This window comes from Streptomyces sp. LS1784 (assembly GCF_020103755.1).
Lineage (GTDB): Bacteria > Actinomycetota > Actinomycetes > Streptomycetales > Streptomycetaceae > Kitasatospora.
In genome coordinates, this window is record NZ_JAHSQD010000008.1 from 1 (window position 1) to 23,293 (window position 23,293).

A 23,293-nucleotide genomic window follows, 5' to 3' on the forward strand; every position below is an offset into this window, starting at 1 on the left:
GCGGCCCGCTGGACCGGCAAGGGACTCAGCGTCGCACGGCGGGTAGGCGATCCGGCGCTGCACGCCCACGCACTTCGCCACCATGGCAACGAACTGCGCAAGTCCGGCCTGCACCTGCGCGCACTGGACCGGCTGGGGCAGGCCCGCGACACCGCCCGCACCGCCACCGAACGCGCCGAGGCCATCGTCCTGCTCGCCCGGGCTGCCGGAGCCGCAGGGGATCCCGCGGTCTTCGACGCCGCGATCGATGACGGCAGCCGGCTTCTGTACGAAGTGGCACCCACTGCGCTGTTCTCCGAGTTCACCCTCCACGAGGTTCGCCTTCGCGGTCTCATGGGCACCGGCCGGGTCGCTGAAGCGGTCCGGCAGCTCGACCGAGCGCCGGCCGCCGGACTCGGAGCGACCCCCCAGTGGCGGATCATCGCGGCGATCACCGCCGGCGAGGTGCTGTTGCGGAAAGGAGACCCGACCGGCGCGGCGCAACAGCTCAGCGCCGCGGTCGATGGCGCGACCCTCCACCGCCTGCCGCACCAGCTCCAGCGCGTTGTCCGGACCGGCCGTCGTCTGCCCGAAGTCAAGGAACAGGCGGACGGTGCCCTGGAACGGCTGCGAGCCGAGATAGCGGCCTGATATCCAGCCCGGCGGCGGGACAAGGATCAACATGGTGGAGCACATCCCTTGAACTGGTGGGCAGGCTCCTGGAGTGCGAGCCCGAGGCGGCGGGCGGTGGGGTGCCGCTCAGCGTGCAGAGCAGCACCCCACCTGGATCACTGACCGGAAGTGGGCCAGATCGGGAGACTCTCGGCGACGGGGGCGGTCCAGATCGGCATACCCGGCTCGGCAGCCCGAGCGGGTGCGGAGGAGACGATCGTCACGCAGAACGTGAGGATCGCGGCTGCGGCGATGGCTCGAAAGATCATTTGTTCTTCCTGGAAGTGTGTGTGGGGGGCCGGTGCGTCGCCCGGCACGGTGGGCTGTCGGGGCGTACGGGAGGCGGGCCGCAAGGGCGTGGCGGTCACTGTCCCCTGCTCGAAGCCGGCTTCACGGCACCGGGACCATCGGCTCCATGGAGGGGACGGAGTTCGTCGGAGGTAGGGTGACGATGCCGGTGAGGAGGGCGACGGCGGCAGCATGGGTGCGGCTGCCGCGCCACGAGAGCGCACGAACGACCCTGGCCTCGATGGTGCGGGCCTCGCGCAGGCTCAGCCCGACGCCGTTCGCCCCGGCCTCGCTCATCGTCCCGGTGCAGATCAGCGTGATCACGGCTCGTCCCGACTGATCCAGCTCGGGCACGCGGTCGGGCAGCTCGGCCCGCAGCCGCTGGGTGCCGATCAGCTTCGTCGTGATCAGGCGGACGGCCAAGTGTGCGTCGTCCACGGCGCCGGCGCGTCGGCGCAGGTCGGCCAGGCGATGTCGGACCAAGTACTCCCCGGCATGGACCCGGCCGCCGATTTCGGCGATGGTCAGCCCCTCGGCGGCGAGCTCGGCGATCCGGCGCTGCAGCGCGTTCAGCTCGGGCACGGGAGTACATCGAGGCTCCGTCCTCGGAACGATGTTCGTGGTCGTCAGGACCCGGCGGAAGCCGGCTTCCCCTGCCACGGGTGCCTGATCGGTGGTGCACACGACCAGGAGGTCATCGGCCGGTGCGCCGAGCCGGTGGGCGGCGACCACGTAGGCGGCGGTGCCGTTGTACGCGCCCTGGCGGACGGCGCAGGACCAGGCCGCTTCCAGCCCGACCACTCCGACGGCATGGTCCGGATCGACCGCCGCGGCAGGAAGCACCAGAGCGCATGGGACACTGAGGGCCAGCGCTTGGTGCACCAGCCGCACGACGGTCGGCACCGGCCCGCGAGGTGCGGACCCGGCCAGAACCTCCGCCAGCGACGGCACTTTCGGGAGGCCGGCCAGCGCGCCGAGGTGTACGGCCAGACCGCGCGCGGACCGCAGCACCGCGACGGCGCGTTCCAGCGGATCGGAGCGCTGGTTGGGCTCTGTTGGGGTCGTGGCTACGGGGCCGGATACACCGGCCGCTCCCTTCGGCCAGTGGTGCCTGGTGCGGCCCTGGCTCGAATCGGCCGCCAGGGGTGTGGTGAGCTCTGCCAGGGTGTCGCCGGCCGGATCGATCAGCTGGTGCTCCAGCGCTCGGCGGACGGCGACAACGCGCTTGCGCGCGCCGAAGACGTTCAGCACGGCGTCCTCGTAGAGCTCCGCTGCACGCTCCCGGACCTCCAGCGCGCGGGCGACGTCAGGGCGATTCCCGCCCGCCGCCCAGATCCGCAGGATCAACATCTGCTCGTCCGTGAGGGCTGGCGGAGCGCCCACTGGGGCCGAACGGGTGAGCAGACCGGACTGCCACGCTCGAGCGAAGGCCTGGACCCGGTTCGCCGTCCCCAACCGGTTGTACACCTGGCGCAGGTGGCTCTTGACGGTGTCGACACTCAGATTCATCGCCGCGCCGATCGCCGCGTTCGTCATCCCGAGACCGACCCTGTCCAACACCGCGACGAGCGGCAGGGCCAGCGCCGTGGGCGCCACTTCCGTCTGCATCAGCCCGCCTTTGCCTGCTGCCGAAGCTTGCTGAGCGTCACAGCCGGCCAACCGACGCCGAGGGTCCGCAGCGGCACCAGGTCGCCGAGAACAGCCGCTGCGGTCGCCTGCTCCCTCGACCGGACCCCGAGCGTCCTCAGGACGGTCTGGGTGTAGGTCTTCACCGTGTTCACGGTCAGGCCCAGGCGCTCCGCGGTGATGGCCGCGTCCTCGCCGCCCACCAGTCCGGCGAGGACCTCGACGTGCTTCGCCAGCGGCGGGTTGCCGGTGGGGTTCATCACGTGCACGTCCTCCACCAAGCCCCACCCCGCGCCCAAGGCGGTGGCGTGGAAGCGCGACTTCGTGCCGATCTTCGTCAGCAGGGTGAGGATGGCATTGCCGACCTTGGCTTCCTCGATTCCGGTGGCCCGGCTGATCGCCCCGTACAGAGCGCCGCAGGCCAGCTGTTGCAGGAGGAGGACGTCGGCCTCGGACAGGTCGGGCTTGGCGGGAAGGGAGGTGGGCATGGCGGATCTCCAGGAGAAGTGGGGACGAGGGATGGGCTACGGCCGGTCGAGGGCGGCCAGCAGCGAGGGCCCGATCCGCCGGGCGGCCTGGTGGCCGATGGTCAGGACCAGGTCACCCCGCTGTACGAGGGAGGCGACCAGGGACTCGGGGCCCGGTTGGTCCAGGCCGGGCTCGTAGCGGATCACCGCGCCGGTGGAACTGGCGTTGAGGATGCTCTCGCCGCCGTCGGCGCGGTTGTGGTGACGGGGGAACGTCGAGTGGACGGGCAGCAGCACCGTCCGGTCGGCGGCGGTCAAGGCGTCGGCAATCAGGCCAGCGAGGGCGTTCGACCGCAGGTGCCCGGAGGGCTCGTACACGGCCACCACCGCGCCCTCGGTGAGCATCCGGGCGCCCTGGAGGTCGGCCTCGATCTCCCTCGGGTGTACGGCCCTGGATTCCACGACGTCAATGCCACCGCTCGTGCCGAGCCGGGTCAGCGACCTCTCGACGCCGGCGAACGCGCCGAGCCCGTCGACGAGTTCATGGCCGGGGACACCGAGCGCCCAGCCCGCGGCCCAGGCCGTCGCCACGGCCATGGCGGAGTTCGTCCCGGCGACCGGTACGGTGAAGGTGTGCTGCTCGCCGCCCGCCTGGACAGTGACGCGGTGGTCCTCTCCGGTCCAGAACCTCCCGAGGGTCTGCACGTCCATGTCGGCGCCGCGACCGACGGTCACCACCTTCGGGCCCGGGCGGCGTCGGCGCAGCCGGTCCGCGAGTTCCTGGCAACCGGGCTGGGCGGCCCACACCACCACCGTGTCGCTCCGTCGAGCGAGGGCCTCCATCTGGTCCAGCGCCTCCTGCTGGTTCCACCAGCACGGCGGTGCGGCGTCCGCGGCGGTGACCAGCGTCACGGCCGGGTTGAGCCCTTCGCCCAGGGAGCGGAAGCGCCAACCGGGCGGCGAGGCGTCGTGGCTGGAGCTGTCCGGGCAGAGGTCCACGATTAGGAGTTCTCCGCCGCCGTCGTAGCCGGCGGAGTCGCCCTTGGGCGCCTCGGCGAGGATCCACCCGGGGTCGCGGCTGACGAGCGCGCAGATGAGCGCTGCGGCGGCCATGGTGGTGGAGTGGCTGCCGGCGACGGCGACCGTGGTCGGCGCTGTGGCGGCCAGCAGCTCGACGGCTCGTGCGTAGCCCAGTATGGGAAGGCCTCGGCCGACGGCGTGGTCCAGGACCTCGTGGACCACGGTGTTGTCTCCGCCCCAGATCAGCGAGGCCGTCCCGGGGTTGGTCGCCCGAAGGCCGACACCGCTCCGTTCGAGCCTGCGAAGCAGGTCGGGGTGGGAATCGGGGTGCGACGGCGAGACCGTCACCCGAGCGTGTCTCCGGGCCAGGTAGGAGGCCAGGCCGGCCACGCCGCGGGTGTGGGGGTCGATAATGTGGACGGCCGAGAGGAGGCCGGGCAGCGGCAGGGGCCGTCGAGGCGCCCCGGCGCCGTTCGCGGCGGTGGTCGCGTTCACGCCGCCTCCGTCGGAGCGAACTCGTCGTCGGCCAGTTGGACGAGGCGGAAGGCGATCTCGCCCAGGTGGTCCGTCTTCGCGCACACCACGGCGAGCATCGAGCCGTCGGCGGCGCCGACCCGGATCAGGGTCCGGCCGGAGCGGTCCTCGATCAGGCTGTGGCCCCAGGGGCTGGACTCGGCGTTGTGGCGGCTGATGATCTCGGTGCCGCGGTTGCTCACGGCGTTGAGGGCTGCCATGACGGCGGCCCAGTGGTCCGCTTCGTCGCGGTCGACGCCGGGGGAGGCGCCGAGCACAAGCCCCTCGGGGCTGACGTGGATGGCGGCCAGGACGCCGGCGGTGCCGACCAGGTCGTTGACGACGGTGCTGAGGATGCACGGGTACATGGCGATTCTCCGCAGATGAGCGGGTGGATTCGAGCCGACCGACTCGATCCGGTCGGGCGGCGGAGACTCAGAATGCCTGGGAGGAGGGGGACATGATCAGGTCCGAGCTGGACGTCTTCGGACGTCCTCGGTATCGTCCTGAGGTCTCATTACGTCCCAAGACGTCCCATCCGGGAGTGCCATGGCGAACGAACGCCTTCGGTCGGCGCTGGTCGTCCGCGGAGTCACCGAGCGGGAACTGGCGGAGCACTGCGGTGTCGATGCCAAGACGGTGGAGCGCTGGATCCTCAAGAGCCGTGAACCGTACAGGCGGCACCGCCAGGCGGCGGCGGCCAGGCTGCAGACCGATGAGGACTACCTCTGGCCGGACGCGAAGTCCGAGATCCAGCGCCTGGACGAGGCCGACGCCGAGATCGTCCACGTCTATCCCCACCGTTCCTCTGTACCACCGGAGTTGTGGCTGCAGTTCGCCGAGCGCGCCACGACGGGCATCGGCGTGCTCGTCCACGCCGGCGTCCATCTCGCCGAGAACCCGCGCTGGCACCGGACGCTCACCGAACGGGCCCGGGCAGGAGTCCGGGTCCGTCTGCTGATCGGTGACCCGGAGAGCTCGGAGGTCGCGCGGCGGGGCGAGGAGGAGGAGCTCGGCGAGGGCGTCGCGTACAAGGTGCGCGAGGTCATCAAGCTCTACCGACCGCTCTACGGAACGCCCGGCATCGAGTTCCGGGCGCACCGGTCCACGCTGCACAACTCCTTGTACTGGTTCGACGACGAGATGCTGGTGAACACCCAGATCTACGGCGTGAGCGCGCCGCTCACCCCGGTGCTCCACCTACGCCGGGTCGCTGGCGCCCAGTTGGTCTCGACCTACCGGCAGAGCTTCGAGAAGGTCTGGGCCAGTGCTGTTCCGCTACCGAGGCAGGAATCGTGAGCCGTACCGACTACTTCGACGATCCGAACGCCCCGAGGGCCCAGCGGATCGTGCCCGCCGTTACCGCGTTCGTGGTGAACGAGCGCGGCGAACTCCTGCTGGAGCGGCGCTCCGACAACGGCCGCTGGGGAATGCCGGGCGGGGGCCTGGAGATCGGCGAGAACCTTCCAGGGGCCGTCGTGCGCGAGGTACGGGAGGAGACCGGCATCGAGGTCGAGGTCACCGGCCTTGTCGGCACGTACAGCGACCCCGGGCATGTGATCGAGTTCTCTGACGGGGAGGTGCGCCAGGAGTTCTCCCTGTGTTTCCGCGCGAGGCCGGTCGGCGGCCGGCTCGCTGCCAGCTGCGAGTCCTTCGAGGTGCGTTGGGTGCCGCGGGAGGGACTGGACGGGTTGGACATCGCTCCGACGACCAGGCTTCGAATCGACCACGGCTTCCGGAACGAGGAAGCCCCGCACCTCGGTTGACTCAGGCGCCGCCGGACTCGGCCAGCCGCTTCGCGACCCGGTCGACCATGGCGAGCAGCGCCGGGCGGGCCGCGGAGACGGCGCGGTGGACGACGTGGCCGGTGCCGTACCGGCGGAGAACCTCGTCGAGCCTGGACACTGGGTCGACCACGGTGCCGTCGGGGCCGCTGGTGAGATCGCAGTACGTGATCGCGTCCAGCAGTTCCGACGGCGGCCGGCGGAACTCCGAGAGCGCGGCCGACAGGCCCAGTTCGGCTGCCTCCCACTCCGACGAGGAGTGGTAGGCGACGAGCGAGCAGACCTCGGCATCGACGCCGATCCGACGCAGGTACCGTGCGCCGTCGATCATGTGCTGACCGGTGTCGACTGCGGAGGGCGCGTACCCGACATCGTGGAGAATGGCTGCGACGCGCACCACCTCCTCGTCGGCCCCGAGTACCGGGGCGAGGACCCTGGCCTGCTCGAAGACCCGGCAGGAGTGCGCCCAGCGCAGGGGGATGCCCGCGAGAAGCGATTCGGCGGTCCGGTATGCAAGGCTCAGCTTCATTGCTCAAGGCTAGGCGACACAGGACGCGGGTCAGTGACCGGTGGTGCGGACCGTCCGACGATGGGGGATTCGTCCCTCTGGGCCCATGTCGACTATGCCCCGTCCCGGGAGCTGCGCGAGTTCGCCCGGGCCGTGCTACCCGAGGCCGACGGCATGGCCGTCACGCTCTCGGGCGGCTCATGAGGCGGCGGTAGAAGTCGAGTTCGGCGCGGAGGGCCTGTTCCCGGGCGGCGGGCGCTGACAGGTAGTGGTCGCCGTCGTCCAGCAGCAGGCTGTCGTGGTCACCGCCGAGGGCGGCCAGGTCTTGGGCCAACTGCATGGCCTCCTTGGCGGATGTGATCGTGTCGGCGGTGCTGTGGATCACCAGCACGGGGCAACGGATCCGTTCCGGCGTCACCGCGCAGGCAGTCCCCCGTAGCACGGCTGCGTGGGGGCGCTGGAAGTCCGGGACGGACAGTTCCCACCGTGCGGGGTCGATGATCGCCGAGGTGGCCGTCGCGCCGGCGAACGGCCCGGGACGGCTTGCTGCCTGGAGCGCCGTGTACCCGCCGGCGCTCGCGCCGGTGATGAACATCGCCCCGGGCAGCGCCACGTCGGTCGAGCGCAGGTGCTCGGCCACCGCGGCGCAGTCCTCGACGTCGTACTCGCCCCAGTGGCCGTGCAACACCTGCCGGAACGCACGGCCTCGGCCGGTGCTGCCCCGATAGAGGACTTCGGCGACGGCGAAGCCGTGGCTGACGAAGAACTGGGTCGTCCAGTCCAGCCGCAGGGGCACGTCGTCCGTCGGACCGGGGTGTGCCCGCACCAGAAGTGGCACCGGCGCCGCTGCCCCCGCCGGCCGGTGCAGCAGGAAGCGCACATGACCATCCGTGACCTGTGCGGTGTCGATCGACGGCGGGGTGGGCGTCCAGGGCGGGGCGGACGCGGATTCCGGGCTCACCGGAACGGCCAGGGCGTCGGCTTGTGCCGTGAGGTCGAGTGACCACAGGCCCGGGGCGGACGACGGCGTGGAGCCGATTACGGCAAGTCGGCCGTCGTCGACTGCGATGTACGGCTTCACCGAGGTGAGATTCGGACCGAGCCGACGCCGGATGCCTGCGGGATCGACGGCCATGAGTTTGGTGGAGAACCCATCCAGCACGGTCAGTACGAGGGCGCCGTCGGCGGCGAATCCGTACGACTGGTAGCCCGCTTCCCAGGGCGCCGGCGCGCAGTCCGCGTCGGTGGGCAGGATCGTCGTCACCGTGTCGTCGCGAAGCCGGTAGAGGTTCCACCAACCCGTTCGGTCGGACATGAAGTACAGCAACCCGTCCGGCCCCCAGGACGGCTGGCCCACGGACTCCGAGCGACCGCCCGCCACAACGCGACCGGGTCCGGGAAGGCCGGACCGGATGTCGGCCAGCAGGAGACGGCAACTGTCCCAAGGCATCTGGTCCCGCTTCCACTCCAGATACGCCAGGGTGCCTTCTGCGAGCCGAGGGCAGGAGAGGAACTCGGAGGAGCGAACCAGGGCCTGAACGCTTCCGGCAGGAGACACCGCGACGATCTCGTCCGCAGCGCTGTCGCCACGAACCGCGAACACCCTGCCGTCCGGGCCTGGAGCGAGGTCCCCGTATTGTTCGGAGCCACAGACGGGCACGATCCTGTCCGGCGTGCAGCCGAGCGGCTGGCGGAAGAGGGAACCGTCGTCACCGACGAACCACACCGCGTCCTCCACCACTGCGAAGCTGCCGCCACCGTAGGCGTGGAGCTCGCTCCCGACCGAGAAGTCGGATGGCGTCACCGCGAAGGCGATGCCGGAGCGCTCCGAACACATCACGCGCCGGACCCCGCCGTGATCGGGGTCGGACTGCAGCCACCACAGCGAGCCTGCCACAGCCTGGAGTTCGTCATACGCGACAACCTTCCGCGCAACCCACGCGGGTGACAACCCTGTGTCCTGAGACCTCATGGAAGGGATCCTGTCGAATCACACCCGTAAGTGCCACCGCCGCAAAGTGACCTGTACACGATGTTCGGACGCCCTCCGCTACGCAGAAGCTGCTGGCTTACAGAAGGACGGGGAGCGATTCCAGCCCGCGGACGAGCCGCGAGTGCCGCCAGCGGAGCTGGTCGGCGGGCTCAGCTAGTCGAAGGTTGGGGAAGTGGGCGAGCAGCATACGTACTGCGGTCGCCACCTCAGCGTGCGCGAGTGGTGCGCCGAGGCACCGGTGGATGCCGTGGCCGAAGGCCAGGTGTGCGCGTGCCTCCTCCCGCCCCAGGTCGAGCCGATCCGGGTCTGCGAACCGGGCGGGGTCGCGGTTGGCGGCGCCCGGGCTGACGAACACTGGGCTGTCTGCCGGAATGTCCGTCTCGCCGACTCGGATTGGTTCGGGAGCCCAGCGCCAGGTGGCGATGGTGACTGCGGAGTCGTAGCGAAGAAGCTCGTCGACTGCGCTCTCGATTCGGTTCGGGTCCGACCGCAGGAGCTCCAGCTGGCCAGGGTGCCGGAGCAGGGCCAGGACGGCGTTGCCGATCGCGGCGGTGGTCGTCTCGTGTCCGGCGACCAGGAGCAGCACCGCCAACGAGACCAGCTCCTGCTCGGTCAGCTGGTCGCCGTCGCTGTCCCGGACAGCGACCAGGGCGGACAGCAGCGCATCGTCCGGGGTGCGTCGCTTTGACGAGACCAGCTCGGACATGTATTCGGCGAGGGCGTGGGAGGCGGTGTCGATCCGCTGGGGGGCGCCGGCGGCAAACAGGTCCCTCGACCACGCCCGAACGCGGTCCCGGTCGGCAGGCGGGATGCCGAGGAGTTGGCAGATCACGGTGACGGGCAGCGGGATGGCGAGGCTCTCGATGATGTCGACCTGGTCTCCGGGCATCCACGATTCGAGCAGCTCGTCGGCGAGGTCGACAATGTACGGGCGTAGGCGGTCGACGGCACCGGGAGTGAACGCCTTCGTGATGAGGCGCCGCAGTCTGGTGTGGTCCGGTGGATCCGTGGCCAGCATGTTCTGCGAGACGGCGGAGTGGAGGCTGCGGCCGGTCTCCTTGCCCGCGAAGAAGCGTTTTGTGTCCTTTGACAGCCCAGGATCGGCGAGCGCCTGCTTCGCCTCGCTGTAGCCGGTCACCACGTAGCCGGCCTTGTGTCCGGTGCCTGGGAGCTTCTGTACAGCGCCGTTGCGCCGGAGCGCCTCGTACGTCGGGTACGGATCCCGGAGGAAGTCGGGGTCCTGGAAGGGACTGTTCATGGTCATCCGTTCGCGGTCTCGGGAACCAAGGGGAGCTGTCGTACGGATCGGACGACGCTGCTCGCGGCGTAGGCCCGCGCGACCGAGCGTAGCCAGGCCGTCTCGGCGCGGAGGTCTCCCGCGCGGGCCTCAGTGCCGGGCGCCTGCGGAGCATGCTTGGATTCGGGGCAGCCGCCGCCGACCATGGTCCGCAGGGCGACGGCCAGTACCGCAGCCTCGACCACGGCGCCGCCCTCGGCCGCGCCGGCGAGTCCATGGCGTTCCACTTCTCGGGTTGCCGCCTGCTGAACCGCGAGCGACCGGTAGGGCCGGAGGGCGAGGACGGCGTCGCTGATCTCAACGACTCGGCGCTGCAGGAGGAAGTCGGCTTCGGCCGTGGCGGCGTCCGGTTGGAGGACGAGTCCGGGCATCGCGGCGGTGAGGTCGAGCCAGAGCGGCTCGAGGTCGGCGAGCGACCGAAGCTCCCAGCGCTGCTGGAGGTAGCGCGTCAGCGGCCAGAGGAGCGCCGGGAGGGTCAAGCCCAAGGTGATGAGCAGCACGCTGACTGCTGGAGCGGTGACAGCGAAGGCACAGTTCACTGGAGTGATCAGGCTCGTGCAGCGGTCATGCCCGGGGATCGCTTCCCAACCGAGGGTCGCTGCAACGGCATTGATCGTCTTGTACGTCGTGTAGACGAGAGCGAAGACGCAGCCGACGGCGGTGGTGCGAAGCCCGACTCGCTGGCTGGTGCGAGTGGCGGTGCGCGACCGGGTCCAGGTCTGGGCGAGGCAGTCGAAGATCGCGTAGGCGAGGAAGCAGATGTAGGCCAGCGAATACAGGTGCAGGGTGACGGGGGCTTCGTCGAGGGAGCCTTGATGCTCAGAAGCGCTCCACACGAGGGAGGGCGGCGTGAGCGCGAAAGCCGCTGTCATCGTCGCGACGGCCAGGGCCAGGAGCCGGAGACGGATCCGGAGCCGGCGGCGGGCCTCCGCAGCGGGGTAATTGAGGAAGAGCAGGACCGAGGTCACACTCGCTGCCGCGGAAAGGGTCGCGGAGTTGCTCACCAGCCGGGAGAAGTCGAGCGCGATCGAGTCCTCCAGCGTGCGAACCACCGGAGCATAGGCGCTGAATGCAACGGCGAAGCAGGCGAGGAAGGCGGACATGCTCATTGTGCCGGCCGGTCGCTGGCCGGCTCGGCGTCTGAGCGCCCAGTAGAGGGAAGCTGCCAGCAGGAGGATGGGCATCCCGCCGAAGATGGCGCTGATCACGTGAGTTCCTTGGAAGGGATGCTCCTATGGACGTCAAGCCGCAGGAGCAAGGTCGGTTTGAGTGATGTGTCGGGTTGTCGGTGTGCTGGTCAGGGCGCGGTAGATCTCGCGGGCGACGAAGCGCTTGAGGCAGCGCATGATGTCTTTCTTGGACAGGCCTTCCTTGGTTCGGCGCTCGACGTAGGCGCGGGTCCGCTCGTTGTAGCGCATGCGGACCAGCACGATGGTGTGCAGGGCGTTGTTCGCGGCCCGGTCGCCGCCGCGGTTGAGTCGGTGGCGGTTGGTGCGGCCGGAGGACGCCGGGATCGGTGCGACCCCGGCCAGGTGGGCGAAGGCGGCCTCGGAGCGCATGCGTTCGGGGTTGTCTCCGGCGGAGGCCAGCAGCTGGCCGGCGGTTTCGGGGCCGACGCCGAACAGTGCGAGCAGTTCGGGGGCGGCTTGCTTGAGCAGCGGGCCGATCCCGGCGTCGAGCTCGGCGATCTCCTCGTCCAGTGCCTGGTGGCGGCGGGCCAGGCGCCGCAGCGCGGCCTTGGTCGCGGCCAGTGGTGTGGACAGGTCGCCGCCGGGGCGCAGGCGGGCGGCGGTGCGTATCAGCACGCTTCGGTCCAGGCCGGCCAGTTGCTCGCGCAGCGTCGCCGGGGCGGACACCAGCATGCCTCGGAGCTGGTTCATCGCCTGGGTGCGGGCCTTGACCGCGCTGCGGCGGGCGACTCGCAGTACCCGCACCGCTTCGACCATGCCGTCGCGGCTCTTCGGGACGCCGGTAGCCCGTCCGGAAGCCACGGCCGTGGCGGCGGCGTAGGCATCGATCGGGTCGGACTTGCCGCGCATCCGGCGGGTCTTGCGGTCGGGCCGGTCGACGTCGATCACCGTCACCCCGGCCGCGGTCAGAACCCGGGCGAGCTCGGCACCGTAGGCACCGGTTCCCTCCACTCCGACCGCTGTCAGTGCGCCGTGCGAGCGCATCCAGTCGAGGAGAGCCCGGTAGCCGGCGATCGTGGCCGGGAACTCCTGGTCGGCGAGGTGCCGGCCGAGCGGGTCGATCACGGCCGCGTGGTGGGTCAGGCCGTGGGTGTCGACTCCGCCGGTGATCTCCGCACTGTCATGCGTCATGCTGGTCATGTCCGTCCTTGCCGCTTGTCCGAGCCGAGGGCGGCACGCGCCGGTCGGGCGGGTGGACAAGACAGTGACGGGGCTTCTGGACCAAGCTCCTATGAAGTCACAAGCACCCGTCCGGCCGCGTGCGTGGTGGCCCCGCTGACGAGACGACAAATCCCAAACAGGACAGTCCGAGACGTCAGTCAGGAGGCGAGTCAGCCTCATCAGCAGAACCACCAGTCACATCATCACTGTCAGGAGAAGATGGCGTCCCAGCGCTCGTCGGCTCGAGCCGGACGAGGCGATGGGTGGAGCCTCTCGCGGTAGGCGCGCTGGCGGATGAGCGTGGCCAGGAGTTCGGCCTCGCGCTCGTCTGCCGTGGTGTAGGTGGTACGGCCCGACATCCGCAGCGCGAGCGTGGGATTGAACCCGATGCTCTCGGCGACGCCGTCGCCCAGAGCCAGGGAACCCGGGTGGTTGCAGAGGATGTGGCTGATCTCGTGCGCCAGGATGTGCATCTGGTGCGCGGCGGATGTGCCCTGCTCGACGAAGAGCAGGTCGGCCGACGGCGTCTCGACACGGATGCCGCACGGTGTGGAGCTGTCGGCGTCTGCCGGGAGCTGGCGGAAGACGATCGGCTTGCCCCGCAGGGCGGCTACCGCTTCGCGGAGTTGCTGGGTGCCGAAGCGGTGGGGCAGTTCGAGGAGGGCGAGGCGCTGCTCGCATGCAGCTCGGAGCTGGCTGCTGTCCATGGTCACCCCTGGAAGAAGACGAGCCTGTTGGGGAAGCCGTACAGGACGTGGTCGGGCGATCAGCAGGGTGCGGGAGTTGTATCCCGCGTCAGGGAAACGGCGGAGCGTCAGTGCCCCATGGCGGCGCCGCCGTCGACCGGGATGACCGCCCCCGTGATGTAGCCGGCCTCGGTGCTTGCCACGAAGCGGACCGCCGCCGCGATCTCGCTGGGCTGGGCGATTCGGCCCAGCGGAACCCGGGCGACGATCTCGTCGAGCCGCTCCTGGCCCAGGACGGCGGTCATATCGGTCGCCGTGAGCCCAGGGGCCACCACGTTCGAGGTGATGCCCCTGCTGCCGTACTCCCGAGCCACGGAGCGGGCGAACCCGATCAGGGCGGCCTTGGACGCGGCGTAGTTGGCTTGGCCGGCCTCGCCCGCAAGCGCAACCGCCGACGAGATGAACACCAGCCTGCCGCCTCGCCGTGCGCGCAGCATCGAGCGCAGGGCTCGCTTGGCACATCGGAAGGCCCCGGTCAGGTTGGTCTCGATGGCCGCAGCCCAGTCGTCCTCTGACATGCGGAGAAGGAGGGCGTCGCGGGTGACGCCAGCGTTGACGACGACCGCCTCGACCGGGCCGTGCTCGGCTTCCACTGCCGCGAACGCCTGCTCGACATCCGCGGGCGACGTCACGTCGCACTTCACGGCGAACAGCCCCGCAGGAGTCTTGCCGGACCGGGAGGTGACCGCCACCTGGTCTCCGTGGTCGGCCATCTGGCGAGCTACCTCAAGACCGATCCCGCGGCTTCCGCCGACGACCAGAACAGAACGACCCGACATGGTGCTTCTCCCGTACACGCGCTGACGACGACAGGTGGGGCAGGCAGCCCGTCACGGCTCCGCGCCGGAGGACACTCGAACCTGCGCTCTAACCATGCCCGGCGCTAAGAGGAAGTGGCGCTTCCGGGAAATCATGCTTCCGCTTACGCATCGTGACGAGGCGCCGCCAGATCATCTCGCCGACCTTGGCGCGCGAGATGCGCCGTACGCCGATTGCTGGGCGTAGTCGGCCCTTAAGCATGGCGGTCTACGCCCGTTGCATTCCAGCGATGACAGGCGGTGGAATGTTAAACATTCGCATGCGCTGAGTAGCGAGCGAAGTGCAAATCAGATGTTCTGACAAAATGTCAGTTGATCTGTGAGTTGCGCCACGACTTCAGAGGAGCCTGGAAAACGGGAGCGGAGGAATAAGCTCTCAGCTGTGGATAATCCGGGAATCGGGTCGGGTCTGCATGATGATCCCGCGCAGTCTCTGAGTGGGCTTCTGCGTTCGTGGCGTGCACGCGTGGATCCTCGACGAATTCCGGGGCTGGTCCGTGAGGGCCGGCGGGGCTCGGGGCTGTCTCAGATGGACGTTGCCGGGCTCACCGGCGTGACTGATCGCTGGTATCGCGAGCTGGAGCTGGGGCGCCAAGCGAACTTTAGTCCGGACTTTCTCGACCGGCTCGCCCTAGCCTTGAGGCTGTCCGAGGCGGAGCGCGAGGTGCTGTATCTGAGGACTGTGGGGCACCCGCCCCGCCAGCGCCCAGCCGTCGACGCCGAAGCAGTCAAGATCCTCGACGAGGGGATGCAGCAACTGCTGGACAACCAACTGCCCAATCCCGCCTATCTGTCGGATGAGGCGTGGAACGTCTTCGGGCACAACCGGCCCCAAATCGAGTGGTTTCCCTGGGTCCCCTACGAGCCCAATGTCATGAAGTGGGCTTTCCTGTATCCGGAGGCGCGCGTTCAGCTCGTTCGGTGGGCAGAGGACTGGGCTGGCCCGATGCTTGCTCAGTTGCGGTACGCCTGCCTCCAGAACCCTGAAAAGGCGGATCTCCAGCAGGTTGCGCGCGAAATTCTCCAAGGCAGCCCGGAGGCACGGGAGATGTGGGAGCACACAGAGCTGATCCATCATCCGGACGGCGACATTCGGCGGCTTCGGCTGCCGTATCACGGCGAGCAGGAGATCGCCGTCCGGATGATGGTCCTCGCGCCGCTTCGGCGGACCACCGTGCGACTCATGATCCTTATGCGCATGGACTGAGCGGCTATTCGCTCAGGTCGACGCCTGGAAGATCGTCGGACGGGAGCCCTTCTAGCACTCGGGCCTGCTCGATGACGGTGTGCACCATCTTGAGGCTCGCGGTGGAAAGGCCGGCGGACCGAAGGGCGACCGTTGCGATCTGCTGGTCCCGCATCGCGGCGACGAGCTGGATCTCAGCGGCGGTGCGCTCGGCCACCTCATCGTCGAAGAAGTAGCCGGCGGGCACGCCGAAGAAGTCGGCGAGGGCCTTGATGGTGGCCATCTTGGGGTTGCTTCGCGCACCGGTACGCAGTTGCTGGATGCCGCTGGCGGTGATGGCGCCTTCGCCGGCCTCCTTGATGGCGTTGGCCACCTCGGCGTACGTGTACGCGCCGCGACCCTTTGGGTGAACCTCCCGGAACAGCTTGTCCAGCCGGTCGGCGAACGTTCGCCCTGCTCCGTTGATCATGCCCACCTCCTGTCGTCACGACCAGTGTAGCCACTGCAGTGTGTGGTCTCGCCCCCTGAGGCTCAAATCTCGACACAGCAGTTGACTCAGTGGCGCAACTGGAGTGTACGTTGATCCTGCCGAAACGGGCTCAGCAGTGGAAATCCCCTGGTGGGGCGCCAGGCAAACGCTCTGGACTGGCCGTGCAGGTGCCCCCTATGGTGCTGCTCCCGCAAGCAGCCCGGGGCGGGGCCAGCAGGTTGGCCCCAGCCGCACCGGGCTTGCACAGACCCCGAACTGAGCGGAAATGAGACCGGCGCCCGGGAGCTACCAACTCCCAGACGCCGGGCCGGCATCCCGAAGGGTGCCGATTCACAACCACGCACGCAGCGGGACTTCTTTGCACGAGACCGCTGCATGCGCTCCTACGAGCCACGGAGTATCGCATGCCTGCCACGCACAGGGGAACTGCCCACCCGGATCAAGAGCGTCACCGTCGGCTCGCGTCCCGGCTCAACGACATGATCCCCGGCGCCGCCACTCTGCGGATCAGCCTGACTGATCCGAACCACCGGTGGCCCCACCCCCATGCCTCCGCAGTGGACACGGCCGGTCAGCCGATCGACATCACCCGCGTCACCGCCAAGGTCGCCGCCTGCTGGGTGCTGCGGATGTGGCCCGACGCCGACTGGAGCCTGCCCCACACCCTGGACCTCGACACCGCAGAGCTCGCCCTCGCCGGTCGGGGCCGCTGACATGGCTCGCATCCGATCGGTCAAGCCGGAGACCTGGGTTTCCGAGACGCTGGCCGAGGTGTCCATACCGGCGATGGTCACCTTCCTCGGCATGACCAACCATGCCGACGACCACGGCAGGCACCGCGACCAAGCCGCGATCATCTACGGCCTGATCTGGCCGCTGCGCGACGAGATCAGCCGGGCGGACGTCGAGGACCACCTTCGGCAGCTCGCTGCCGTCGGCGCGATCTGCCGGTACACCGGCTGCGACGGCCGCAAGTACTTCCACTATCCGACCTGGCACAACCACCAGAAGATCGACAAGCCGAGCCTCTCCCGGCTGCCCGCATGCCCGCACTGCGAGCCGGAGCGGTGTGGTGTCTGCAAGGGTCCCTGCATCCAGCGGGCCGCCCTCGTCGACGCCTCGGGAACCGCCGATGAGCAAGCCCCGAGTGCTCGCGGCGAATTCGCCGAGGCCTCGGCGAACGCACCCGCCGGGCTCGATCAGCTCCCCGAACTGTCGTCGGTACTGCCCGCTCGTCTCGCCTCCGGGGATGGCGCTGACGCAACTGTTCACTCGGCGGCGGCTCCGACTCAGAGGAAAATCGCAGGTCAGGCGATATTCGCCGAGGACTCCCCGAAGGCTCGCCGAGTCCTCCCGGAGCCCTCGGCGCCTGGATCTAGGATCTTGGATCCTGGATCTTCTTTCCCTACGGGGCGCCAGGCGCCCGACGCGGACACCGTCTCGGCCAACCAGCTGATCGGCGAGTACGTCGCCGCCTGCAGCCAGCGCCCGCCGGGCAGCGTGCTGGGCCACCTCGGCAAGGTCGTCAAGACCCTGCTGGACGAGGGCATCGCGGCCGAGCACGTCCGGTCCGGGCTGCGGCGGTTCGCCGAGATCCAGGGCCACCCGTCCCGGCTGCCGAGCCTGGTCAACGACGCCATGAACGCACAGGGCACTGGTTTGGTGCGGCCGGGAATCCGGCCTAACGTGCCCGCTCACCAGGCGTGGACCAACCCGGTCGACGCCGTCGCCGCCTACGCCGAGGAGCTGTGATGCGCACCCACCGCGACCCGCAGACCCTCGCCGATGGCCCCTCGGTGCTCGACCGGATGGCCCGGATCCTCGCCGCCCGGGGGATCCAGCAGGCCACCGTCGACGCTCTCCCGGACGAGGCGGAGCCGTACTCGCCGGAGGACGCGCTGTCCGCCGGGATGCCGCCGCGCTACCGCGATGCGGTCGCCGAGCACCCGCAGGTCCTCGCCTGGGTCCGGCAGGTCGCCGTCCAGGCCGTCGCCCCGAGCCTCGGCGCCCGCCGCCAGGTCGCCACCGGCCCCAGCCTGCTGATGGCCGGGGTCGTAGGCGCGGGCAAGACCCACGAGGCGTACGGCGCCGTCCGCGCCCTGGTGCAGGCCGGCATCGGCGTGCGCTGGCGGGCGACCACCGCCGCCGACCTCTACGCGGACCTTCGGCCCAGCTCCGACACCGACGCCGAGCGGGTCCTCGCCGCCTACAGCCGGGTGCCGCTGCTGATCCTCGACGACCTCGGCGCCGCCAAGAGCTCCGAGTTCGTCGAAGAGCAGACCTACCGGCTGATCAACCGCCGCTACAACCACATGCTCCCGACCCTGATCACCAGCAACCTGCCGATCAAGGACCTCCGCACCTGCCTCGGTGACCGCGTCACCTCCCGGCTCGCACAGATGACCACCCGGGTCTCCTTCGAGCCGGTCGACCGCAGACGCCTCCAGCGCGCCGCCTGACCGCCGCCGCGCCCGGCCGCCCGATGGCGAGCCGCCCACCCCTCATCGAACCAGCGCCCCTCTCCGCCGACACAGCCCCGCGCGCGGAGAGCGATCGGAGCAACCCCGCATGACCACCACCGCGACCCCTGCCCGCCACCGCAGCCTCGGCGACCACACCTGGCAGGACCAGGCCGCCTGCAACCCGACCGAATACAACCCCGTCGACCCGGAGACCTTCTTCCCAGGACCGGAGGAAGCCGACAAGATCGCCACCGCCAAGGCGCTGTGCGCCCAGTGCCCCGTCGCCCGCGCCTGCCTGGACGCCGCCCTCGAAACTGGTGACACCCACGGCGTCAGGGGCGGGCTCACCGAGGAGGAACGCGAACCCCTGCACGCCAAGATCAACGACCGCCTCGACTACAGCCGCGTCAACGACACCCTCGCCGGACGCGATGTCCACCTCACGAAGGCCGAGCGCCGAGCGGTCGCCCTCGCCGGGTACCGTCAGGGCGTCCCGGTCGAACGACTCGCCTGGCTCCTCAAGATCACCGATGAGCACGCCCTCAAGCTCTACCGCGAGACCCGCCGGGCGATCCGCCACCGGCAGATCGCCGAGGAAGCCTCCCGCGCTGCATCGGCCGGCACCGGCGCTACCGACCAGCTCGGCCGCGACGACTTCGGGACGGCCGCATGAGCACCACCACGCCGACCACCGCCCACGTCACCGGCTGGGACCGGGCCGTCGTCATCGCCCTCGGCGCCGCCGGGTGCGCGCTCTCGTACGACGCCCTTCAGCAGATGGCCGTTGCCATCCACGTCCGAGGCTTCCTCACCTACCTGTTCCCGCTCGTGATCGACGGGTTCATCTCCTACGGCGTGCGCGCCCTCCTGGTGCTGCGCGACGCCCCGCTGCGGGCCCGAATCTACGTTTGGACGCTCTTCGGCGCGGCCACCGGGGCCAGCCTGTGGGCCAACGCCCTGCACGCGATCCGCCTGAACCAGCAGAGCGTCGCCAGCGGTCTCCGGCTGGGCGACACGGTGGTCGCTGTGCTGTCCACCATCGCTCCGCTCGCTCTGGCCGGAGCCGTTCACCTCTACATCCTCATCGCCCGCGGACAGGTCAACCCGGCTGACCCGGACAGCCGTCGTGACCGAGTGACCGAAGCCGACCTCGGTCAGGTGGCCGTCGAGGTTGACCTGACCGAGCGACCGGGTGAGCTGACCGGCGGTCAGGACAGCATCGGCCACCTCGGTGCCGGTCAGCTGGTCAGCCGTCCGGTCACCGCCTCGGAGAACCCGCCGCAGCTGACCCCGGTCAACGCGGTCAGCCTGACCGAGCCCCCTGACCTGGGCGGTCACCCCGAAGCCGCCCAGCCGGTCACCAGCCGACCGGCCGTGCTCGGCCAGGTCACCGCCCCGAAGGTCAGCCCCGTCGAGACAGCCGGTCAGCCGGTCACCGGTCCGCAGGTCACTGACCGGGAGAGCGCTGACCGCCGCACTGACCTGGACACCGAGGAACTGCTGGCCATCGCCCGCGAGGCGGTCGAGGCGGAGGACAAGCTGACCCGCCGAGTGGTCGCCCAGGCGATCCGAGGCCAGCAGATCCCACTGTCCAGCGCGACCCTGACCCAGCTGATGGCCCAGCTGCGCGACCAGCACGGTCAGCCGGTCACCGCCGGACGGTCCTGACCGACACCCTGCCGCCGGGGTGACCGATCCGGTCACCCCGGCCGGTCACCCACCCCAACCACGACCGAACGAGGGCACCCACCATGCGCACCACCCCCGCCACCTGGGCCGAGGCGGACTCCTGGCTCGCCGTCATGCTCCAGCGCGGCCACATCTACCGCGTCGAAACCGATTCTGACGGCACCCGAAGCGTTCAATGCGGCCAGCACTCCAGCCCCTGGACCCTCCACCACCCAGTCCTCACGCTCGACTTCGTCGAGGACCTCCTCCGCGAGATCCGCCAGCGCGACAACGAGGCCAGCCGGTGACCGCGCCCGGCCGGGACGGCACCACGGCGGGACCAGAGCGTGACCGTGATCAGGCTCCTCGCGGAGCAAGTTGTGGGGTAAGGAGTCCTTACCCCGCCTGCGCCCCGAACGGAGCGCAGGCATCCCGGTCGGGGGCCGGCCCCGGGCGGGCGGGCCGCGCCCCGGCACGCGGCCCGCGGGGGGCGCCCCCCCCCGCCCCCCCGCCCGCCGCCCCGCCACCCCGGGCGCCGGCAGACCCAGGGGGGCCTGCCGCCGACCGGGAAGTCGGCCCAGGGGTGCCGACCACGGGGGAGGAGGAGCAACAGCCGACCGCCGCCCGCGCCACGCCGCGCCGACGCCTTCGCCAGAGCGTGCCGCGCGCCAACCGCGTCTGTCCCCGCTTCAGCGACCCCGAGTGGTCCCTCCTCCAGCACGCCGCCGCCCGAGCCGACCTCGCCCCCGGCGGCTACACCGCTGCCGCCGCGGTGGCTGCCGCCGCCAGCACCGACCCCAGCGCTGCCGTCGCTGACTACCGGCGCGGCATCCAGGAACTCATGGAGTCCAACCGCCAGCTCGGCGCCGTGGGCAACAACCTCAACCAGCTCGCCCACTACGTGAACGCCGGCGGCCAGCCGGGCGCCGAGCTCCGCCAGCTCCTGGCCCGCGTCGAAGCCTCCATCGACGCGGTCGACGACGCCGTCGACTGGCTCATCCGCCGGTGATCCCCAAGATCCGCACCGGCACCGACCGCGCCTTCCCCCTCATCGACTACCTCTTCGGCCCCGGCAAGCACGAGGAGCACACCGACCAGCACCTCGTCGCCTCCTGGAACGGCTTCGCGCCCGACCCGGGCCCCAACCCGGAGCGCCACCAGGTCGCCAAACTCGCCAACCAGCTCGACCAGCCGGTCAAGGCCCTCGGCCAGCAGGCACCGGCCACCAGGATCTGGCACTGCTCGCTCCGAACCGCCCCCGGCGACCGGCACCTCGACGACGCCGAGTGGGCCACCATCGCCCGGCGCATCGTCCACGCCACCGGCATCGCCCCCAAGGGCGACACCGCCGCCTGCCGCTGGGTCGCCGTCCGCCACGCCGACGACCACATCCACATCGCCGCCACCCTCGTCCGCCAGGACGGCCGCCTCGCCAACCTCTCCTTCGACAAGCGCAAGGCCCAGGCCGAAGCCCGCCTCATAGAGAAGGAGTACGGCCTGCGCCGGCTCAACCCCGGCGACGGCACCGCCGCCAAGAACCCCACCAGCCAGGAGCACTTCAAGGCCGAACGCACCGGCCGCACCGAGCCCCCACGCGAAACCCTGCGCGAAGCCGTCCGCCAAGCCGTCGCCGGAGCCGACAACGAGCAGGAGTTCTTCACCCGCCTGCGCGAAGCCGGCCTTCGGGTGAAGCTGCGCCACGCCCCCTCCGGCGACGTCCTCGGCTACAACGTGGCTCTGCCCGGCGACCGCAACCGTGCCGGCGAGCCCATTTGGTTCCCCGGGTCCAAACTCGCCCCTGACCTCTCCCTGCCCCGAATCCGCCGCCGCCTCGATGCCGCACCCGCCACCGCAACCCCGGAGCCGGACGACCGCCCGGCCCGCGCCGACCGCTCCGCTCCCGCCCGTCGACGCCGGGATGCCGCCGGCATCGCCGAGCGCACCCTGGCCGTCCTCGACCAGGACGACGACGAAGCCGCCGCCCAGCTCGTCGGAGCGGGCGAACTCCTCGACGCCCTCGCCCAGACCTCCCTGGCCGCCACCCGAGCCGAACTCCGAGCAGCCGCCCGCGCCTTCGAGCGCACCACGCGGAGCCACGTCCGCGCCGAGACCGCCGACATCCGCGCCCTACGCTCCGCCGCCCGCTGCATCGTCCACGCCGGCAGCGCCCTCGGCCGCGGCGAGGACGGCGGCGCCACCGCCATGGTCCTGTCCACCCTCGTCCTGGTCACCCTCGCCGCCGCCCGCTGGCACTCCGCCCGCGGCCACGCCCAGCAGGCAGCCGCCTCCCGCCAGGCCGCCGACCACCTGCGCGCCGCTTACCAGCGGGCCGCAGCCACCCCGATGCGCACGATGCGCGAGGCGGGTCGCGCTCTACCCGCGGCCGAGCGCCGCCGCCACGACACCACCATCCACACCGTCCTCGGCAGCGACCGGCGGCCGTCGGCGCCGGTCCGCGGCCACGACGCCCTGGCCGCGGTCCTCGCCGAAGCCGAGCAAGCCGGCCACGACCCGAAGGCCCTGCTGGAGGAAGCTTCCTCCTGGCGCGAACTCGACACCGCCCGTAGCCGCGACGACGTCCTGGTCTGGCGCATCCGCCGCATCGCCGACCTCCCCGCGAGCCCCCAGCCCCCGCACCAGGCTCCGGCAACCACCAGGAACGGCACGAAGCCGGGCCGCCCCGCACAGCGTTCCGCCCAGCCGATGCCGGCCCAGTGCGCGACCGACCCGCACCGTCCGACCCCGCGCCGCTAACCCCACCGGCCCAGCCCGTCGGGCACAAACCCCCTCGACACCCGGCCCCACCAGGTGTTACGCAAGAACCCGAGCACCGAACGGAGAGCCCGTGACCAGAACCGACGAGCGCACCACGAGCACCCCGAGCCCGACCACCACCCCGGCTGCCGACCCCCTCCTGCAGCTGGAGTACGACAGCCGACCGCCGAGCGGCCCGGACGCGGTTCGCCTCGTGAGGTGCCCCACCGAACTGGCGCTCCGCGGTATGCCTGTCATCTGCCCGAAGTGCCGGGCGTGCCGGGACTGGCTGCTGATCAACCACCGGCGCCACGTCTGGATCGGTTGCCGCTGCGGGGAGGAGTGGCTGGAGCCCGAGATCACCCGCAGGGACTTCGACGCGATGATCGCCGACCCATCCTGGACGCACTACCGCACCCTTGACGAGGCATGCACCGCCCTGGGGTTCGACGGCCTCTTCGCCGGGCTCTACCTGGAATGATCTTGATGTCTCGCCAGTCCCAACTCGTGGTCCTGCACGGGTCCGCGCTTCATCGAGGCCCGAGCCTCAGCTTGGTGTTATGCCGCTACCCGGGCACGGGCGTCGTGCTGATGAGCCTACGATGGTCGTCTGCAGCGGAGGTGACGTCAGTTGCGTCCCCCGTGGGCTGGTGCTGCCTGCGGGACCGAGT

General features: G+C 70.4%; 26 protein-coding genes and 1 pseudogene. 14 read left to right on the top strand and 13 right to left on the bottom strand.

Annotation, left to right across the window (positions count from 1 at the left end):
* Positions 1-630: pseudogene (locus KS423_RS02270) on the top strand (XRE family transcriptional regulator); the annotation flags it as partial.
* A 137-nt stretch (positions 631-767) separates the two neighbouring features.
* Here KS423_RS02270 and KS423_RS02275 read toward each other — a convergent pair.
* The 5 genes from KS423_RS02275 to KS423_RS02295 all read right to left on the bottom strand — a co-directional run bounded on the left by KS423_RS02275 (position 768) and on the right by KS423_RS02295 (position 4,933).
* The gene (locus KS423_RS02275; RefSeq protein ID WP_224274228.1) at positions 768-920 is read right to left on the bottom strand and encodes a hypothetical protein; all 153 of its coding nucleotides are present in this window, start codon (positions 918-920) and stop codon (positions 768-770) included.
* Positions 921-1,041: 121 nt separating this feature from the next.
* On the bottom strand, positions 1,042-2,547 hold the full coding sequence (locus tag KS423_RS02280) for a helix-turn-helix transcriptional regulator (protein WP_224274229.1): 1,506 nt from the start codon (positions 2,545-2,547) through the stop codon (positions 1,042-1,044).
* Entirely contained in the window at positions 2,547-3,053 is a 507-nt protein-coding gene (locus tag KS423_RS02285) for a LuxR C-terminal-related transcriptional regulator (protein WP_224274231.1), read from the bottom strand. Before KS423_RS02285 ends, KS423_RS02280 begins: the two co-directional genes overlap by 1 nt.
* Positions 3,054-3,089: 36 nt before the next feature.
* Positions 3,090-4,547 carry a hypothetical protein gene (locus KS423_RS02290; protein ID WP_224274232.1) on the bottom strand — a complete coding sequence of 486 codons (1,458 nt, stop codon included), beginning with the start codon at positions 4,545-4,547 and terminating at the stop codon, positions 3,090-3,092.
* The gene (locus KS423_RS02295) at positions 4,544-4,933 is read right to left on the bottom strand and encodes a roadblock/LC7 domain-containing protein (protein WP_224274234.1); all 390 of its coding nucleotides are present in this window, start codon (positions 4,931-4,933) and stop codon (positions 4,544-4,546) included. Before KS423_RS02295 ends, KS423_RS02290 begins: the two co-directional genes overlap by 4 nt.
* 181 nt (positions 4,934-5,114) lie before the next feature.
* On the opposite strand from KS423_RS02295, the gene KS423_RS02300 reads away from it, so the two are divergent.
* Positions 5,115-5,864, top strand: a complete 750-nt coding sequence (locus tag KS423_RS02300) for an XRE family transcriptional regulator (RefSeq protein ID WP_224274236.1) — start codon at positions 5,115-5,117, stop codon at positions 5,862-5,864.
* Positions 5,861-6,331 carry an NUDIX hydrolase gene (locus KS423_RS02305; RefSeq protein ID WP_224274237.1) on the top strand — a complete coding sequence of 157 codons (471 nt, stop codon included), beginning with the start codon at positions 5,861-5,863 and terminating at the stop codon, positions 6,329-6,331. The genes KS423_RS02300 and KS423_RS02305 overlap by 4 nt, the downstream gene beginning before the upstream one ends.
* Before the next feature lies 1 nt (position 6,332).
* On the opposite strand, the gene KS423_RS02310 is transcribed toward KS423_RS02305, so the two are convergent.
* Positions 6,333-6,878, bottom strand: a complete 546-nt coding sequence (locus tag KS423_RS02310) for an HD domain-containing protein (protein ID WP_224274245.1) — start codon at positions 6,876-6,878, stop codon at positions 6,333-6,335.
* Positions 6,879-6,938: 60 nt separating this feature from the next.
* Between KS423_RS02310 and KS423_RS47135 the strand changes: the two genes are divergently transcribed.
* Entirely contained in the window at positions 6,939-7,061 is a 123-nt protein-coding gene (locus KS423_RS47135; RefSeq protein ID WP_263454383.1) for a hypothetical protein, read from the top strand.
* Here KS423_RS47135 and KS423_RS47870 read toward each other — a convergent pair.
* From KS423_RS47870 to KS423_RS02340, 6 genes are all read right to left on the bottom strand, one after another.
* A complete protein-coding gene (locus tag KS423_RS47870; protein ID WP_224274246.1) occupies positions 7,039-8,754 on the bottom strand; it encodes a prolyl oligopeptidase family serine peptidase in 1,716 nt (571 codons plus the stop codon). The two genes, KS423_RS47135 and KS423_RS47870, sit on opposite strands and share 23 nt — an antisense overlap.
* Positions 8,755-8,926: 172 nt before the next feature.
* On the bottom strand, positions 8,927-10,108 hold the full coding sequence (locus KS423_RS02320) for a cytochrome P450 (RefSeq protein WP_224274340.1): 1,182 nt from the start codon (positions 10,106-10,108) through the stop codon (positions 8,927-8,929).
* A 2-nt stretch (positions 10,109-10,110) separates the two neighbouring features.
* Positions 10,111-11,355 carry an MAB_1171c family putative transporter gene (locus KS423_RS02325; protein ID WP_224274248.1) on the bottom strand — a complete coding sequence of 415 codons (1,245 nt, stop codon included), beginning with the start codon at positions 11,353-11,355 and terminating at the stop codon, positions 10,111-10,113.
* 33 nt (positions 11,356-11,388) lie between these two features.
* Positions 11,389-12,477, bottom strand: coding sequence for an IS110 family transposase (locus KS423_RS02330; protein ID WP_224274252.1), 1,089 nt, complete (start codon positions 12,475-12,477; stop codon positions 11,389-11,391).
* A 230-nt stretch (positions 12,478-12,707) separates the two neighbouring features.
* On the bottom strand, positions 12,708-13,205 hold the full coding sequence (locus KS423_RS02335) for a regulator component (RefSeq protein ID WP_224274254.1): 498 nt from the start codon (positions 13,203-13,205) through the stop codon (positions 12,708-12,710).
* Positions 13,206-13,312: 107 nt separating this feature from the next.
* Complete coding sequence (locus tag KS423_RS02340; protein WP_224274255.1) at positions 13,313-14,023, bottom strand: SDR family oxidoreductase; 711 nt, start codon at positions 14,021-14,023, stop codon at positions 13,313-13,315.
* A 421-nt stretch (positions 14,024-14,444) separates the two neighbouring features.
* Here KS423_RS02340 and KS423_RS02345 point away from each other — a divergent pair, with 421 nt between their 5' ends.
* Positions 14,445-15,269, top strand: coding sequence for a helix-turn-helix domain-containing protein (locus KS423_RS02345; protein ID WP_224274257.1), 825 nt, complete (start codon positions 14,445-14,447; stop codon positions 15,267-15,269).
* A 4-nt stretch (positions 15,270-15,273) separates the two neighbouring features.
* On the opposite strand, the gene KS423_RS02350 is transcribed toward KS423_RS02345, so the two are convergent.
* Complete coding sequence (locus KS423_RS02350; protein WP_224274342.1) at positions 15,274-15,717, bottom strand: helix-turn-helix domain-containing protein; 444 nt, start codon at positions 15,715-15,717, stop codon at positions 15,274-15,276.
* A 578-nt stretch (positions 15,718-16,295) separates the two neighbouring features.
* Here KS423_RS02350 and KS423_RS02355 point away from each other — a divergent pair.
* The 9 genes from KS423_RS02355 (at position 16,296) to KS423_RS02395 (ending at position 23,103) form a co-directional block, all read left to right on the top strand.
* Positions 16,296-16,451, top strand: a complete 156-nt coding sequence (locus KS423_RS02355; protein WP_224274259.1) for a hypothetical protein — start codon at positions 16,296-16,298, stop codon at positions 16,449-16,451.
* A gap of 1 nt (position 16,452) precedes the next feature.
* Entirely contained in the window at positions 16,453-17,490 is a 1,038-nt protein-coding gene (locus KS423_RS02360; RefSeq protein WP_224274261.1) for a hypothetical protein, read from the top strand.
* Positions 17,490-18,197, top strand: a complete 708-nt coding sequence (locus tag KS423_RS02365) for an ATP-binding protein (protein ID WP_224274263.1) — start codon at positions 17,490-17,492, stop codon at positions 18,195-18,197. The genes KS423_RS02360 and KS423_RS02365 overlap by 1 nt, the downstream gene beginning before the upstream one ends.
* Positions 18,198-18,306: 109 nt before the next feature.
* A complete protein-coding gene (locus KS423_RS47875; protein ID WP_308020122.1) occupies positions 18,307-18,873 on the top strand; it encodes a WhiB family transcriptional regulator in 567 nt (188 codons plus the stop codon).
* Entirely contained in the window at positions 18,870-19,868 is a 999-nt protein-coding gene (locus KS423_RS02375; protein WP_224274270.1) for a DUF2637 domain-containing protein, read from the top strand. The genes KS423_RS47875 and KS423_RS02375 overlap by 4 nt, the downstream gene beginning before the upstream one ends.
* Before the next feature lie 83 nt (positions 19,869-19,951).
* Positions 19,952-20,176: a hypothetical protein gene (locus tag KS423_RS02380; protein WP_224274272.1), complete on the top strand. Its 225-nt coding sequence runs from the start codon at positions 19,952-19,954 to the stop codon at positions 20,174-20,176.
* A 275-nt stretch (positions 20,177-20,451) separates the two neighbouring features.
* On the top strand, positions 20,452-20,877 hold the full coding sequence (locus KS423_RS47880; protein WP_224274274.1) for a MobC family plasmid mobilization relaxosome protein: 426 nt from the start codon (positions 20,452-20,454) through the stop codon (positions 20,875-20,877).
* Complete coding sequence (locus KS423_RS02390) at positions 20,874-22,622, top strand: relaxase/mobilization nuclease domain-containing protein (protein WP_224274281.1); 1,749 nt, start codon at positions 20,874-20,876, stop codon at positions 22,620-22,622. The genes KS423_RS47880 and KS423_RS02390 overlap by 4 nt, the downstream gene beginning before the upstream one ends.
* Positions 22,623-22,713: 91 nt before the next feature.
* Positions 22,714-23,103 (top strand): hypothetical protein, encoded by a 390-nt coding sequence (locus tag KS423_RS02395; RefSeq protein WP_224274283.1) that lies wholly within the window; start codon positions 22,714-22,716, stop codon positions 23,101-23,103.
* The last annotated feature ends 190 nt before the right edge of the window (positions 23,104-23,293 follow it).